12 protein-coding genes, 1 pseudogene and 2 riboswitches are annotated in these 13,841 nt (G+C 65.5%); of the genes and pseudogenes, 4 read left to right on the top strand and 9 right to left on the bottom strand.

Going from position 1 to position 13,841, the window contains the following annotated elements; genetic code table 11:
* Nucleotides 1-32: 32 nt before the first annotated feature.
* Complete coding sequence (locus AC3WLF_RS25385) at nucleotides 33-887, bottom strand: amidohydrolase family protein (RefSeq protein ID WP_492320644.1); 855 nt, start codon at nucleotides 885-887, stop codon at nucleotides 33-35.
* A 119-nt stretch (nucleotides 888-1,006) separates the two neighbouring features.
* Between AC3WLF_RS25385 and AC3WLF_RS25380 the strand changes: the two genes are divergently transcribed.
* From AC3WLF_RS25380 to AC3WLF_RS25370, 3 genes are all read left to right on the top strand, one after another.
* The gene (locus tag AC3WLF_RS25380) at nucleotides 1,007-1,756 is read left to right on the top strand and encodes a GntR family transcriptional regulator (RefSeq protein WP_492320643.1); all 750 of its coding nucleotides are present in this window, start codon (nucleotides 1,007-1,009) and stop codon (nucleotides 1,754-1,756) included.
* Nucleotides 1,757-1,782: 26 nt separating this feature from the next.
* A complete protein-coding gene (locus AC3WLF_RS25375) occupies nucleotides 1,783-2,763 on the top strand; it encodes a tripartite tricarboxylate transporter substrate binding protein (protein ID WP_492320642.1) in 981 nt (326 codons plus the stop codon).
* Nucleotides 2,764-2,824: 61 nt separating this feature from the next.
* Entirely contained in the window at nucleotides 2,825-3,814 is a 990-nt protein-coding gene (locus tag AC3WLF_RS25370; protein ID WP_492320641.1) for a Bug family tripartite tricarboxylate transporter substrate binding protein, read from the top strand.
* Between the two features lie 25 nt (nucleotides 3,815-3,839).
* Here AC3WLF_RS25370 and AC3WLF_RS25365 read toward each other — a convergent pair whose 3' ends face one another.
* Genes AC3WLF_RS25365 through AC3WLF_RS25355 form a run of 3 tightly spaced genes read right to left on the bottom strand, consistent with a single transcriptional unit; the run spans nucleotide 3,840 to nucleotide 7,916 of the window.
* Nucleotides 3,840-4,343, bottom strand: a complete 504-nt coding sequence (locus AC3WLF_RS25365) for a TlpA family protein disulfide reductase (protein WP_492358991.1) — start codon at nucleotides 4,341-4,343, stop codon at nucleotides 3,840-3,842.
* A complete protein-coding gene (locus tag AC3WLF_RS25360) occupies nucleotides 4,340-5,563 on the bottom strand; it encodes a sialidase family protein (RefSeq protein ID WP_492320637.1) in 1,224 nt (407 codons plus the stop codon). The genes AC3WLF_RS25365 and AC3WLF_RS25360 overlap by 4 nt, the downstream gene beginning before the upstream one ends.
* Nucleotides 5,564-5,588: 25 nt before the next feature.
* A complete protein-coding gene (locus AC3WLF_RS25355; RefSeq protein WP_492358990.1) occupies nucleotides 5,589-7,916 on the bottom strand; it encodes a TonB-dependent receptor in 2,328 nt (775 codons plus the stop codon).
* Between the two features lie 156 nt (nucleotides 7,917-8,072).
* A riboswitch (glycine riboswitch) is annotated at nucleotides 8,073-8,171 on the top strand.
* Nucleotides 8,172-8,290: riboswitch (glycine riboswitch) on the top strand. It abuts the riboswitch before it with no gap.
* Between the two features lie 11 nt (nucleotides 8,291-8,301).
* Between AC3WLF_RS25355 and AC3WLF_RS25350 the strand changes: the two genes are divergently transcribed.
* Nucleotides 8,302-9,615 carry a D-amino acid dehydrogenase gene (locus AC3WLF_RS25350; protein ID WP_492358989.1) on the top strand — a complete coding sequence of 438 codons (1,314 nt, stop codon included), beginning with the start codon at nucleotides 8,302-8,304 and terminating at the stop codon, nucleotides 9,613-9,615.
* A 351-nt stretch (nucleotides 9,616-9,966) separates the two neighbouring features.
* Here AC3WLF_RS25350 and AC3WLF_RS25345 read toward each other — a convergent pair whose 3' ends face one another.
* From AC3WLF_RS25345 to AC3WLF_RS25325, 5 genes and pseudogenes are all read right to left on the bottom strand, one after another.
* Nucleotides 9,967-10,560, bottom strand: coding sequence for a type VI secretion system amidase effector protein Tae4 (locus tag AC3WLF_RS25345; RefSeq protein ID WP_492320634.1), 594 nt, complete (start codon nucleotides 10,558-10,560; stop codon nucleotides 9,967-9,969).
* A 583-nt stretch (nucleotides 10,561-11,143) separates the two neighbouring features.
* The gene (locus AC3WLF_RS25340) at nucleotides 11,144-11,551 is read right to left on the bottom strand and encodes a PAAR domain-containing protein (protein WP_492353471.1); all 408 of its coding nucleotides are present in this window, start codon (nucleotides 11,549-11,551) and stop codon (nucleotides 11,144-11,146) included.
* Nucleotides 11,552-11,843: 292 nt separating this feature from the next.
* Complete coding sequence (locus AC3WLF_RS25335; protein ID WP_492340479.1) at nucleotides 11,844-12,788, bottom strand: branched-chain amino acid ABC transporter permease; 945 nt, start codon at nucleotides 12,786-12,788, stop codon at nucleotides 11,844-11,846.
* 71 nt (nucleotides 12,789-12,859) lie between these two features.
* Nucleotides 12,860-13,744: a branched-chain amino acid ABC transporter permease gene (locus tag AC3WLF_RS25330; RefSeq protein WP_492320632.1), complete on the bottom strand. Its 885-nt coding sequence runs from the start codon at nucleotides 13,742-13,744 to the stop codon at nucleotides 12,860-12,862.
* A 10-nt stretch (nucleotides 13,745-13,754) separates the two neighbouring features.
* Nucleotides 13,755-13,841, bottom strand: a pseudogene (locus AC3WLF_RS25325) (ABC transporter ATP-binding protein); the annotation flags it as partial.

The raw sequence follows: 13,841 nt of genomic DNA, 5'->3' as shown, positions 1-13,841 counted from the left end.
GCTGGATTGAAGCCGGCGGCGCCAGCCGCCCGCTATCCCTTCACCGCAAACCCGTACAGCGCTGCCGCGTTGCGCCACCGGAGCGCAGCGGACAAGGCCGCGCCGGCCGCTTCGCTGTCACCGGGCGCCCCTTGCCCCGGCCATGCGGCAAGCATCCGGCACTCGTCGACCCGAGCCGGCGCCTCGTGGTTGGTCCATGGCCAGTCGCTGCCCCACAGCAGCCGGTCAGCTCCCACGACTTCGTGCCATCGCTGCGCAAACCTGGTCCAGTCCTGAGGGGATGCAAGCCGGTACGGCGCGCTGATCTTCACCCAGACCTGGCGGCGCGCGCGCACGGCAGTCGCAACGTCGAAGATCGTGTCCTCGGCTCCCTCTGCACCAGGCCGGCCGAAGTGGTCAAGCACGACCGGCGCGCCGGCATCGCCAAGGGCCGCGTCAAGCTGCGCCAGCACCATGGCGCCATCACCGTTGCGGGTATGGAGTTCGACATGCCAGCCGAGCCCGGCGATCCTGGCGAACAGCCCGCGCCACGGCGCGGTGGAAATGCGCTGCCAGTCCGGATCGCCATACAGGTTCAGGCGGATGCCCCGCACGCCGGCCGCGTGCAACGTAGCCAGTTCCGCATCCGTTACCTCAGGGCCGACCACCGCGACGCCGCGCAAGCGCCCGGGCATGGCCTGCAGCGCGGCCAGCAGCGCCGCATTGTCGGTGCCGAGAAAACTGGTCTGCACCACCACCCCATACAGATCCCCCAATCCGGCAAGCCGGGCGTGCCAGTCCTTCAGGTCAGCGGCATAGGGCGGCCGGTAGCGGGCCGATGGCGCGGCCACTCCGGCATCGAACACGTGGAAGTGGGTATCCACCAGCGGCAAAGCGCGCTTGCTCATCAGTCAGCCCCTCCGTGGCGCGGCTCAGTGGCGCGGGTATATCCGGATATGGCATCCGAACCCGCGTCAGTATTCTAGTCCTCTAGAGGACATCGACATCAATTTAGCACGGGTTCGGCATGCCAGACAACGCGCTGCTCCAGACTACAACCACCGCCGCGGGCCTGAGCCGCTACGGCCAGATCGCGGCGGAACTGCAGGCAAATATTGTTTCGGGCGCGTGGGCGCCCGGCAGCGCCATCCCTGCGGAAGGCGCGCTGGCCAAGGAGTTCGGCATTGCGCTGGGCACCATCCGGCAGGCCATCGCCGTGCTGGTCCAGCAGGGCCTGCTGGAGCGCGTGCAGGGCAAGGGCACCTTCGTGCGCAAGGGGCTCAACGGGGCCAGCCTGATGCGGTTTTTCCGCTTCGGCGGCGCCGATGGCGCGCCGGCGGTGCCGCGCTCGGAAATCCTGTCGTGCCGCACCGTGCGCCTGGACAAGGCCATGGCAACCCGCTTCGGGCTGCCGACCGGTGCGCGCGGGCTGGCGATCTCGCGCCGCCGCTGGCTGGAGGACACGCCCCGGCTGCTGGAATCGATCTGGCTGCCGCTGCCGCGCTGCGAAGCCCTGCAGCAACTCCCTGCGGCGCAGTGGGGCGACCTGCTCTACCCGCTGCTGGGCAGCGCCTGCGGCATCACGGTCCATCGCGCCGTTGACGAAGTGACCTTCCGCACGCTGGCAGCAGACGAGGCAGCGTTGCTGGACTTGCCGGATGCGCATCCGTGCGCGGTCGTGACCCGGCATGCCTTCGACCTGGGCGGCAACTGCATCGAATACCGGCTGACGCGGGGCGACGCCTTTGCCTTTCGCTATACCGCGGACGTCCGCTGACGGACCGCACCCGAGGAGACAGACCCATGCACGCACGCCACGCGATCGCCGCCACGGTCGCTGCCCTGATCGCCACCACCACGCTGGCGCAGGCCGCCGACACCGCCGCGGCCTGGCCGGCACGGCCCATCACGATCGTGGTGACGTATCCGCCGGGCGGCGGCGCGGACCTGATGGCACGGCTGATCGCGCCGGGTCTCGGGCGCGAGCTGGGCCAGACCGTCGTCGTCGAGAACCGCCCGGGTGCCGGCGGGCAGATCGGTGCCGCCTATGTCGCCAAGGCGGCACCGGACGGCTACACCATGATGGTCGATGCCTCCTCTTATGCGGTGAATCCCAGCCTCTATCCGCGCCTGCCCTACGATCCGGACAAGGCCTTCCGGCCGGTCGGCGTGCTGGCGCGCTATCCCAACGTGCTGGTGGCCACGGCGGGCTTTCCCGCCAGCAAGGTCAGCGACGTCCTGGCCATGGCCAGGCAAAAGCCGGGCTCGGTCGCCTTTGCGTCCTCGGGCAATGGCTCGGCGCAGCATCTGGCCGGCGTGCTGTTCGAGCAGCGCGCGGGGGTCGACCTATTGCATGTGCCCTACAAGGGCGGCGGCCCCGCCATGACCGATGTCATCGCCGGCCAGGTGCCGCTGTTCTTTGCCAACGTCGCTTCGAGCCTGCAGCACATCAAGGCCGGCAAGCTGAAGCCGCTGGCGGTGACCAGCCATGCCCGCACCCAGGCATTGCCGTCCGTGCCCACCATGCAGGAAGCCGGCGTGGCGAGCTACGAGGTCTATGAATGGAACGCGGCCTTCCTGCCCGCCGCAACGCCGGACCCGATCGCAGCGAAGCTCGCTGACGCCCTGCAGAAAGTCATGACCAGCCCCGAGATCCGGCAACGCGTGGCCGAGCTGGGCGGCGAGATCGTCGCTGCGCCGCCAGCACAGGCACGGCAATTCATCGACGGGCAGGCCCGGCTGTGGGCCAAGGTCATCCGGGACGGCAACATCAAGCCCGAATAGCACCAACTGGCACCGACTCTGCCCCACCACGGCCCAGCTACAGAACTTTCAGGAGAAATGCATGACCCCGATAAATCCCCTTCGCCGCCATCTGCTCAAGACCACCGCCGCACTGGGCGCGTGCGCGCTGGCGCCAACGCTGGCGCGTGCCCAGGCCTGGCCGGCCAAGCCGATCCGGCTGGTGGTGCCGTTCGCGCCGGGCGGCAGCTCGGAGATCGTGGCCCGCTCCACCGCGGCGGAGCTGACCAAGCTGCTAGGCGTGTCAGTCTTCGTCGAGAACAAGCCCGGCGCGGCCGGCAATATCGCCATGGGCGAAGTCGCGCGCGCCGATGACAACCACACGCTGATCCTCGGCCATATCGGCACGCTGGCGGTCAATCCGTTTATCTTCCCGAAGCTGCCCTATGACCCCGTCAAGGACTTCCGCGCGATCTCGCTGCTGTCCAAGGTGCCGAGCCTGTACGTGGTCCACCCGGACGTCCCCGCGAAGAACCTGAAGGAGTTCGTGGCGTTGGCCAAGAGCAAGCCCGGCAAGCTGAACTACGGTTCGGCCGGCAACGGCAGCGCCGGCCATCTGGCCTTTGAATACCTGAAGGCCGCGACCGGCACCTTCATCACCCATGTGCCGTATCGCGGCAGCGGTCCGCAGATCACTGACCTGCTGTCGGGGCGGTTGGACGCAGCCGCGGTCGGCGCGCCGGCGATCATCCAGTTCATCAAGGCCGGCAAGGTGCGCTGCATCGCCACCGGCACGACCCAGCGCATTCCCCAGCTGCCCGACGTGCCAACGGTTGCCGAACAAGGCTATCCCGGCTTCGAAATGACGCAGTGGTATGGCCTGCTGGCACCGGCATCTCTGCCCCAGGCGGCCGCCGACAAGCTGGCGGACGCCACCGTGAAAGCAGTGAAGAGCAAGTCGTCGGTCGAGCGCCTGAGCGCGGATGCGGCGATTGTGGTGGGCGACACGCCGGCCGAGTTCTCGCGCTTTATCGCGCAGGAGCAGCAGCGCTGGAAGCCCATCATTGCGCGCGCGGGAATCAAGCCGGATTGAACGGACAGCCGCTCCCGGCGCAGCCTCAGCCGGCGATGCCAGCCCAGCGCAGGTGCTTGTCCCAATCCGCGTCGCTGATCACGCCGGACACGCCGTGCCGCTGGCCATCGGCGCGATAGAAGTAGGTGCGCGGCATCTCGCCCATCCAGTCCGGATCGACCGCATAGCGCAGCCGCTCCTGCGGCTCGTGCCCGAACACCCACGCGTTGCGCGTGAGCCTGACGCGCTGGAGCAATTGCTGCACCTGTGGCAGCGCGTCGGGGTTGTCCGTCGCCAGCGTGACGACGCGCAGGTCCGGATGCCGCGCGCGCAGCTTGCCGATGGCGTCGAAGTTGCGCTTGCAATAGACGCAGTCGAGCGACCACACCACCAGTACAAAGGGCTTGCCCTTCTGGCTGGCCGCCAGCTGGGCGGCGCTGGCCGATGCGAACACGGCGACGCGGTCGGCCGGTTGACTACCGGCATTGGCGGCCGTCATCGCCAGGGTCAGGACGGCAGCGGCGAGCAGCTTGCGGCGGGATGGCATCATGCACCCTCCTTGCCCAGCGGGAACACCTGGAAGCCCTCGGCCTCGGTACGCCACAGCACGTAGGCGCGGCCCGCATGCTGCAGCAGGTGCGGCTGGTCCGAGTCGCGCTCCGTGCCGGCCAGCTTGCGCGTCTGCCAGGTCTTGCCGCCATCGTGCGACAGCATCGCGGACAGCCGCGTCTGCTGGCCGTCGAACGATTTCCAGGCCACCGCGATCTCGTTGTCGTTCAGCGCGACGATGTCGGCATGCTGCGCGCGCGGGTCGTCCAGCGGGCGCTGTGCCTGCAGCTTGCCGTCCTTCCAGCGCCCCACCGAGACCGTGGGCTTGCCTTCGCGCACGTTGAACCAGACCATGTGCACCGTGCCATCGGGCGCCACCGAAGCGCCGGGGCCGTGGTGCGGGCAGGCGTCGATGCGCCAGTCGTCAAAGGTGGCGCGCTGCATCGGCGTGGCCTTGCCGTCGGTGCCCAGCAGCGCCAGCGCGTGGTCGCGCGCGTTGGGCGGGAACACATGGCGCCACAGCGCCAGCATCTTGCCGTCGGGCGTGGGCGACAGCGCGATGCGGCAGCATTCGCACGACTGGTCGGCGATCTTGTAGTCGCCCTGGAAGGTCTTGCCCTGGTCGGCGGAAACCGCGTAGTAGACCGCGGCGCCGGCGTACGGCTGCTTGCGCGCCTCGGCGGCAACCACGTCGCGCTTGTCGATCCAGCTGACGAAGACGCGCCCGGCGTTGTCCACCGCGATGGCGTCGAAGCGGTGGGCGATCTGGTCGCGGTTGGCATGCACCGTCAGCGGTTCGGCAAAGGACTTGCCGCCATCGGCGGAATGCGCAAAGCGGATAAAGCCGGTCCACGGCTTGGGCAGCGGCTGGGTCCAGGTGACGAAGATCTCGCCGTCGCGCCCCGCGGCGACCTTGGGCCGGCTTTCATGATCGGCGGCGACCTGCTCCGGCACGTTGTTGACATGCTGCGCCGGCCCGAAGCTGCGGCCGTAGTCGGTCGATGCACGTACCGCGACGTAAGGGCCGTCCTTGTAGGCGACCCACAGCTTGCCGTTTCGGTCGAACGCGGCGCCGGTGCCAAGCTCGCTCATCTTCGCGGCCTTGGCCTGCGCGCCGTGGCCGCTGTGATCGCCGTGCGTTTGCGCGGTCGCGGCCAGCGCGGCACCGGCCATCATCAGCCCGGCAACGATCAAGCGGAAACCGGGGCGAACGCCTTGCATGGATATGGTCAGCCTGTTCACGTGCTCAGAAGGAAAGTTTCGCCTCGGCGTAGAACGTCCGGCCCGGATACGGGTGGTAGACGTAGTAGCGCTGGTCGGTGAGGTTGTCGATGCCAAGCCCGAGGCGCACGTTCTTCGCAGGCCGGTACGTCAGCTTGACATCAAAGGTCAGGAAGCTGCTGGTGCCGCCGAAGGTGTCGGGATTGACGTCGGAATTGTCGAGCGTATTGTACTGCCGCCCCGAATAGGTCATGGCCAGCGTGCCGGCCCAGGCCGGCGTGATGCGATAGGTGCCCATCAGGTTGGCCCGCCACTTGGGAATGCGGTAGAAGTACTTGCCCACCGAGGCCGGGTTGTTGGCGTTCTCGAGCGTCTTCGAATGGTTGTAGGCCCCGCTGGCCGACAGGTCGAAGCCGCTGACGAACACATCGCGCGCGTCATAGGCCAGTTCGATGCCGCGGGTGCGCACGCGGTCGACGTTCTGGAAACTGGTGACGGTCGGGAATACCGTGGTATTGGTCTGGCTGACCAGGGCATCGTGGATATCGTCCTCATACACCGAGACCCGGAAGTACGACGAATCCAGCGTGCGCTCGAAGGTCAGGTCCTTCGAGAATGACCGCTCGGGCCGCAGGTTGGGATCGTTGTTGATCAGCGCGGTGCCGGTGATGCGGCCCTGGAACAGCTCGCTGACAGTCGGGTAGCGATAGGCCTGGCCCAGCGACAGCCGGCCCAGCCAGTCCTGCCCGAAGGCCTTCTCCAGCGCCAGCTTGGGCGACCAGTTGGATTCGCTGCGCACCGGGTAGCCGATATCCACGCCGGGCTGGCTGCGGCTGCCGTCATAGGCGCGCCAGTGTTCATAGCGCACGCCGGGGATCAGCTTCCAGTCCTCGGCAAAGTACCAGGCGTCCTGCGCATAGAGCGCCTGGGTCTCGGTCTTGCCGGCAAAGGCGTTGTTGAAGGCGGTGATGGTGACCGCCTGCCAGTCCGAGGTGTTGTAGGTGGTGTTGCTCAGCCGGTAATTGTCATAGTGGTAGCCGAACGTGACCCAGTGCCCGCCCTGCAGCTGCTGCGGGCGGTAGTCGGCCTTCAGGTCGAGCGTGCGCCAGCCGGTGCCGTCGCCATAGGTCACCGTGCCCGGCCCGCTGCCGGCGGTGTTGGCGCTGCGGCTGATGTCCTTGCTGACATCGAACAGCGACGCCACGCCCGAGAAATTCCAGCCGGTCTCATTGCGCGTGCGCAGCGACAGGCCATAGAGCCAGCGCGCGTCCTCGCCATTGCTGGGGGCAAAGGCGTTGGCGGGAATCACATAGCGATAGCCGCCGATATTCACGGGACCGCTCGACACAACATTGCCATCGGCATCGCGCAGGTAGCTGCCGGTGGCGCTGGATCGGTCCTGCTGCCAATAGGCCGCGGTGAACTGCGCCTGCAGGGTATTGGTGATGTCGTAGCCAAGCTTGAGCTTGAGCTGGTCCTGCACCGTGTGCGTGACGCCCTCGCTGTTCACGCCCATCACCACGCGGTCGCGGCCGGTCTGGTCCTGGTCGAAGTAGGCGCCGGTGACCGGCTTGTCGGCAGAAGTGGCACGGGCCGTGGAGCGTGCCGCGGTATAGAAGCTCAACGGCTGGCTCTTGCTGTCCTGCCGGTCCACGCTGACCAGCCACGAGAACGGGCCGACGCGGTCGCCCACATAGGCGTTGGCGTGGACCCCGTTGAAGTTGTCGTGCGTGCCGTACAGGCTGAAGCGCTGCGTGAACAGCTGCACGCTGGCATCGCCCTCGAGCTTCTCCGGCGTGCGCGTGGTGATCAGCACCGTCGCACCCAGCGAGTTGCCGGGATATAGCGCCGAATACGGGCCGTACAGCACATCCATGCGCTCGATCTCGGCGCTGTTGACCAGCGACCAGCGCGGCGGGAAGCTGAAGTCCGACCCCAGCAGGTTGGACAGCAGCAGGCCGTCCGCATACACCAGCCCGCGCGCCGACTGGCGCGAACTGGTGCTGCGCACCGAGATGATCGAGTTCATATCGCCGATGAAGCGCTTGCGTACGGCGAGGTTGGGCGCGTACTTGAGGGCGTCTTCCGTGTTCACCACATTGAAGTCGGCCATGCGGCGGCTGCTGATGCCGTAGGCCGGCGAGGGCGTGTTGGGCGGTATCGCCGGCGTCTCGGCGCGCTCCGACTTGGCCGAGACCACCACCTCCTGCAGCGGCTCGGGCGCGTCCACCACCTGGGCGGCGGCGACGGCGGGGCCCATCAGCACCGCCGAAACGGCCAGTGCAATGCGATTTTTCTTCACTGGAAAACCTTGTTGTCGTCTTTTTCGACTCACTCCACCTGAGCGCAGCATACGGCGCCTCTCCCCGAGAGCGAGCGCTGACATTTTATGGGGCACGGGGACGCAGGCCGATGCGACATAGCGACGCGGGCGGCAGGCCGCCTAAGCGTTAACCCGCATATCCAACGTCGAGCCTTGTCACTACATTGCCCCGATTGGCATCAAGCCAATGTGATGCAGGGAGAGACTGTCGCGGCGCCCGCCGCGGACAGCGCCGAAGGAGCAACCGCCCCGGAAACTCTCAGGCAAAAGGACCGGCATCACCAGTCAGTACACTCTGAAGAATGCCGGACGCTATCGTCCGCCGGCATACCGAAGGAGCAAGCGCGCCCCGCCCTCGCGGCCGGGTGTCGTGAATCTCTCAGGTCCAGAACAGAGGGGGCGTCCGCCACGCATATTGCGTCCGGGCTCCCACCATCGACGTTCCTGGAACCTGCAGATCATGAAATCAATCGCTGTCATCGGCGGTGGCATCACGGGTGTCACCACGGCCTACGCGCTGGCCCGGCGCGGATTCTCCGTCACACTGTTCGAACGCCACCGCTATGCCGCCATGGAGACCTCGTTCGCCAATGGCGGCCAGTTGTCGGCCTCCAACGCCGAGGTCTGGACCCACTGGTCGACCATCGTCAAGGGCATGAAATGGATGCTGCGCAACGACGCCCCGCTGCTGGTCAATCCCCGGCCCAACTGGCACAAGCTGTCCTGGTTCGCCGAGTTCATCGCCGCCATCCCCCACTACCGCCGCAACACCATCGAGACCGCGCGCCTGGCCATCGCCGCGCGTGAACACCTGTTCGCCTGGGCGGCGCAGGAAGGCATCGATTTCGACCTGAAGAAGGAAGGCATCCTCCATATCTACCGCGACAAGGCCGGCTTCGAGCATGCCGGCCGGGTCTCGGCGCTGCTGGCGCAGGGCGGGCTGGAGCGGCGCGCCGTGACGCCCGAGGAGATGCGCGCGATCGAGCCGACGCTGGCCGGCTCGTACTACGGCGGCTACTTCACCGAGAGCGATTCCACCGGCGACATCCACAAGTTCACCAGCGGCCTGGCCGCAGCCATCGATCGGCTGGGCGTGCGCTGCCTGTACGGCCAGGACGTGCGGGCGGTGAAGGCCGACGGCAGGCGCGCCACCGTGACCGTGCAGGACGGCGCCGACACGGCCACCTCCAGCTTCGATGGCGCCGTGATCTGCGCCGGCACCGCCAGCCGCGCGCTGGCCGCGGGGCTGGGCGACCGGGTCAACATCTATCCGGTCAAGGGCTATTCGATCACGGTCAACCTGACCGACGAGGCCAGCCGCGCCGCCGCACCGGTGGTCAGCCTGCTCGACGACGAAACCAAGCTGGTCACCAGCCGCCTCGGCGACGACCGCTTCCGTGTGGCCGGCACCGCCGAGTTCAACGGCTACAACCGCGATATCCGCGCCGACCGCATCCGCCCGCTGGTGGAATGGGTGCAGCAGTGCTTCCCCGGCGTCAGCACGCGCAGCGTGGTGCCTTGGGCCGGGCTGCGGCCGATGATGCCGGATATGCTGCCGCGCGTGGGGCGCGGGCGGGCGGCATGCATCTTCTACAACACCGGGCACGGGCACCTGGGGTGGACTTTGTCGGCGGTGACGGCTGATATGGTGGCGGGAGTTGTCGACCAGCATTTCGGCGCGAACGTGGCAGTCGCGCCGGGTGCGCCGCTGGCATTGGCCAAGGCCTGAGTTCGCGGGTGTTTTCTCCCACTCTCCCACTTGTGGGATAGGGGCCACTGTGCTCGAACAGCGCCGCGCCATGATGGAAGCATGGGGCGGCGCATGTATACGCTTGAAGAATAGTGGACGTGATGCCCTATCTTCGCCCGGATGAGTATCCAAGCCATCCACCAATTAATGAGGCTGCGACCATAGACACGAACCAGCCAACAAAGAACAGATTCGCTGCATGCTGCTTCGTGTCGAACAAACTTCCTGTCCCGCGCAACACTACAATGCCGAAGAGATATAACCCGCCCCAAGCAGCAAGCGTAGCCAGGACAGCGCCAACAATAGCGCCGATGACTGCTCTCAGTATCTTCATTTTATGGGGAAGAAAATAATTGTCTTCGAGTTGCGAAAATCTGACCAAACACCTGGAACCACAATATTCCAACTTACTCTTAGACCAGTACCAAAGCCTGTAAGTTTTTCCCCATTCCATAAATCGATATGGCCTCCGCTAGCATTCCCTGCCGCCTCTCCGTCACGCGCCCAATAGCCATCGAACATTATTATTCCGGTTCGCCCCTTTACTTTGCCCACCCAGTCCCGCCCTGTAATATTCTCCGCCTTCCCTAGCCCGGCAAAAGGCTGCAATTTCAACCACTCCCCGAGTTCGTTTGCTCGCGTGGCAGTGGCCTTCCCGTCTGCCGGAAGAATAATACGCCCGATACTCGGCTGCCCGGACAGCGGCTTCACAAGCTTCGATGAAAAGGACTTCATCTCGATGCCGACCCGATGAAGAGTAACACTCATTCGGATCGCGCACTGATCGGAATAGGCCGGATTGTCATATGGATTGCCCGACGGATAGTTGGCCCAGAGTTCCTGAAACGTTACCACCTTAAGCTGCACCTCCTTAATGGAATTCGGTGTCGCGTTTGTTGTCACGATCGTTTTCTTATTGGGCATACCTCATACCTCTTCCTGTCTTGCTAGAGCGTCATCGCCCCAATAAATTGCGTACTCGTTGAGATTCTCTGTATATATGCGGGGTAGCTTGCCGCTTTCGTCTATACACCCAGAGAATGCTCGCCCGTCGGGCGTCTCGATGAAGTAGGGGTAGCCTTCCAAGGGTGTATTACCCGCTCGGACTCGGACTCGGACTTGCTCGTCGTAGTCACCTGTCGCGGGCGAAGTCAGGTTCGAAGAGGCCAAGGACGCGGACGATGGCGGCGGCGGCGCATTGCGGCCTCCCCGGTTCACCTCAATAATGAAATCCGTCCGCGAGTGGATGACAACCGGGTGAGTCGGGCACTTGCAATTGACTCGCGCACCAGTCACCAACATCTGTTTGCCGTCTATATCGACGGCCAATAACAGTCATTCATCACCGCCCCCCCACCTTGCAGGCGGGGCAGGTTGCATGGTCGCCTTCGACACCGACTATCAGGTCATGATGGAATATGCTGCGGCCCGTGGCGATGAGTATGCCGCCCGAGCTTGTCTTGTCTCCGTTCCGGAGTGCGTAGCGAATATCCGGCATGACGGCATCTTAGGCGCGCACGGGATAGTAGGCGGGATCGAGCAGGCCAAGGATAGGCTTGTCTGCCGATTCGTGGAATTCCAGCGCCGTCACGGGACTGAACACAATGGTGTCCCCATTGCGGGGGCTGCCGATGAGGGCCACCGGCACGCCTGCTGACTCGCACGCGTTGCCTGCGCCCGCCATAATCACCGCTGTACTGCCATCCTGGTAGGTCGCCACGTCGCCAACCCGGACGATGGGACGGCCATCGTAGCTTTGATTGCTGGAACCCTTCACGACTTCACCGCCGTTGGCGGTCTTCGCACCTTCGAATGCTGCAACGTAAATCTTCTTGGTTTTCGTGTCTTGCATCATTGATCCTGGGTTGGAAACGGCTTTTTTGCCGAATGCCATTGAGCCGAAATCGGCAGTCAATCAGACATGGCCTAAATTTGGGGATGATTTTTCAAAAGTCTTACATGACGGCCGGGCGGCCGGAAGCCTATTGTTCGCGGGACGACCGCAACCGGCCTCCTGGCTGTGGGGCGCTCGGTGCGGCAGCCGCACGCTCGGCCTGCGCCCGCACTATCAGTTCCCCGATCGCCTGCGCGAGCCGCGTGTGGGCTTCCAGCCCCATCTTGTAGGCCGCATTGAGGGAGGGATACCCTCTCCCCGGCCCCTCTCCGGCAAGCGCGAGAGAGGAGAAACTCCATAGACGGTTTTCGCCTCACCCGGGGCGTCGCCCCAAACTCCCCACAATCCCCTTGCGGAACGTCAGCACGCACACGATGAAGATGATCCCGGTCACCATCGACACCGATTCCCCGAGCCCGTTGAACCAGTCGATGCCCGTCACCGCCGCAAGGTAGCTGCCCAGTTCGCCAAGCTTGTTCTCCAGCGCGATCACAACAAACGCGCCGACGATCGGCCCGGTCAGCGTGCCAAGCCCGCCCAGCAGCGTCATCAGAATGACCATGCCGGACATCGACCAGTGCACGTCGCTGAGGGTCTCGAAGCCCAGCACCAGCGCCTTGACCGAGCCGGCCAGCCCCGACAGCGCCGCCGACAGCACAAAGGCGGTCAGCTTGAAGCGGTCGACGTCATAGCCGAGCGAGACCGCGCGCGGCTCGTTCTCCTTGATCGCCTTCAGGATCTGGCCGAACGGCGAGTGCACCGTGCGCACGATCAGCGCAAAGGCGGCCACGATGATCGCCAGCGCCACGTAGTACAGCGTCAGGTCGTCCGACAGCGGCAGCACCCCGAACAGCTTGCCGCGCGGGATGCCCTGCAGGCCGTCCTCGCCGCCGGTAAAGGGCGCCTGCAGGCAGATGAAGAACAGCATCTGCGCCAGCGCCAGCGTGATCATCGAGAAGTAGATGCCCTGCCGGCGGATAGCCAGCGAGCCCACCACGTAGCCGATCAGCGCACCCGTGCCGGTGCCCAGGACCAGGCCGATCTCCGGCGTCACGCCCCACACCTTCATCGCATGGCCGGCCGCATAGCCGGCGCCGCCGAAGAAGGCCGCATGGCCGAACGACAGCAGCCCGGTATAGCCGATCAGCAGGTTGAAGGCACACGCAAACAGCGCGAAGCACATCACCTTGAGCACGAACACCGGATACGCACCGGCCAGCGGCGCGGCCAGCAGGCACGCCAGCACCACGCCGTACATCACCTGCTTTGGCAGGCGCCCCGCCACCTGCTGCTGCCGCATGCCGATTGCGGCGATAGATTGTCCGCTCATCACTTCTCCTTTCCGAACAGCCCTGCCGGGCACAACAACAGCACCACCACCATGATGACGAAGACAACGGTGGAAGATGCTTCCGGGTACAACACCTTGGCCAGCCCTTCGATCACGCCCAGCGCCAGCCCGGTCAGGATCGCGCCCATGATCGAGCCCATGCCGCCGATCACCACCACCGCGAACACGACGATGATCAGGTTCTGGCCCATCAGCGGCGACACCTGCATGACCGGCGCGGCCAGCACCCCGGCAAACGCGGCCAGCGCCACGCCGAAGCCGTAGGTCAGCGTCACCATCCGCGGCACGTTGACGCCGAACGCCTCGACCACCTTGGCGTTCTCGGTGCCGGCGCGCAGGTAGGCGCCCAGCCTGGTCTTCTCGATCACGTACCACGTCGACAGGCAGACCGCCAGCGATGCCCCAACCACCCATACGCGGTAATTGGGCAAGCGCATGAAGCCGAGGTCGGAGGCGCCCTGCAGCGCCTCGGGCGGCGCATAGGGCAGCCCGGACACGCCATAGACCGAGCGGAAGATGCCTTCGACCACCAGCGTGATGCCCAGCGTCAGCAGCAGGCCGTAGATGTGGTCGAGCTTGTAGATCCAGCGCAGCATGGTCTTCTCGATCCCCACGCCCAGCGCGGCCACCACCAGCGGCGACAGCAGCAGCATCACCCAGTAGCTGAGGCCGGCATAGGACATGCCGGCCCACGCCAGCACCGCGCCCAGCATGAAGAGCGCACCGTGCGCGAAGTTGATGACGTTCAGCAGCCCGAAGATCACCGCCAGGCCCAGGCTCAGCATGGCGTAGAAGGCGCCGTTGACGAGCCCGAGCAACAACTGCGACAGCAGCGCCGGGAGCGGGATTTCAAACAGGTTCATGAGTCGCTCCTTATACGCCCAGCAGTTCATGCAGCACCGGCATCTTGGCCTCCAGCTCATTGGCTGCGAAGCGTTCGACGATGCTGCCATGCTCCAT

The sequence above is a fragment of the Cupriavidus sp. FW306-01-F10A genome (assembly GCF_058782785.1).
Note: the sequence above shows the minus strand (reverse complement) of the source record. Positions and strands in the feature narration are given on the sequence as shown.

Excerpts from the sequence above, each read along its gene's own strand:
- AC3WLF_RS25385 (WP_492320644.1), bottom strand. The coding sequence starts at position 887 with ATGAGCAAGCGCGCTTTGCCGCTGGTGGATACCCACTTCCACGTGTTC.
- AC3WLF_RS25380 (WP_492320643.1), top strand. The coding sequence starts at position 1,007 with ATGCCAGACAACGCGCTGCTCCAGACTACAACCACCGCCGCGGGCCTG.
- AC3WLF_RS25375 (WP_492320642.1), top strand. The coding sequence starts at position 1,783 with ATGCACGCACGCCACGCGATCGCCGCCACGGTCGCTGCCCTGATCGCC.
- AC3WLF_RS25370 (WP_492320641.1), top strand. The coding sequence starts at position 2,825 with ATGACCCCGATAAATCCCCTTCGCCGCCATCTGCTCAAGACCACCGCC.
- AC3WLF_RS25365 (WP_492358991.1), bottom strand. The coding sequence starts at position 4,343 with ATGATGCCATCCCGCCGCAAGCTGCTCGCCGCTGCCGTCCTGACCCTG.
- AC3WLF_RS25360 (WP_492320637.1), bottom strand. The coding sequence starts at position 5,563 with ATGCAAGGCGTTCGCCCCGGTTTCCGCTTGATCGTTGCCGGGCTGATG.
- AC3WLF_RS25355 (WP_492358990.1), bottom strand. The coding sequence starts at position 7,916 with ATGCTGCGCTCAGGTGGAGTGAGTCGAAAAAGACGACAACAAGGTTTT.
- AC3WLF_RS25345 (WP_492320634.1), bottom strand. The coding sequence starts at position 10,560 with ATGCCCAATAAGAAAACGATCGTGACAACAAACGCGACACCGAATTCC.
- AC3WLF_RS25335 (WP_492340479.1), bottom strand. The coding sequence starts at position 12,788 with ATGTACGGCGTGGTGCTGGCGTGCCTGCTGGCCGCGCCGCTGGCCGGT.
- AC3WLF_RS25330 (WP_492320632.1), bottom strand. The coding sequence starts at position 13,744 with ATGAACCTGTTTGAAATCCCGCTCCCGGCGCTGCTGTCGCAGTTGTTG.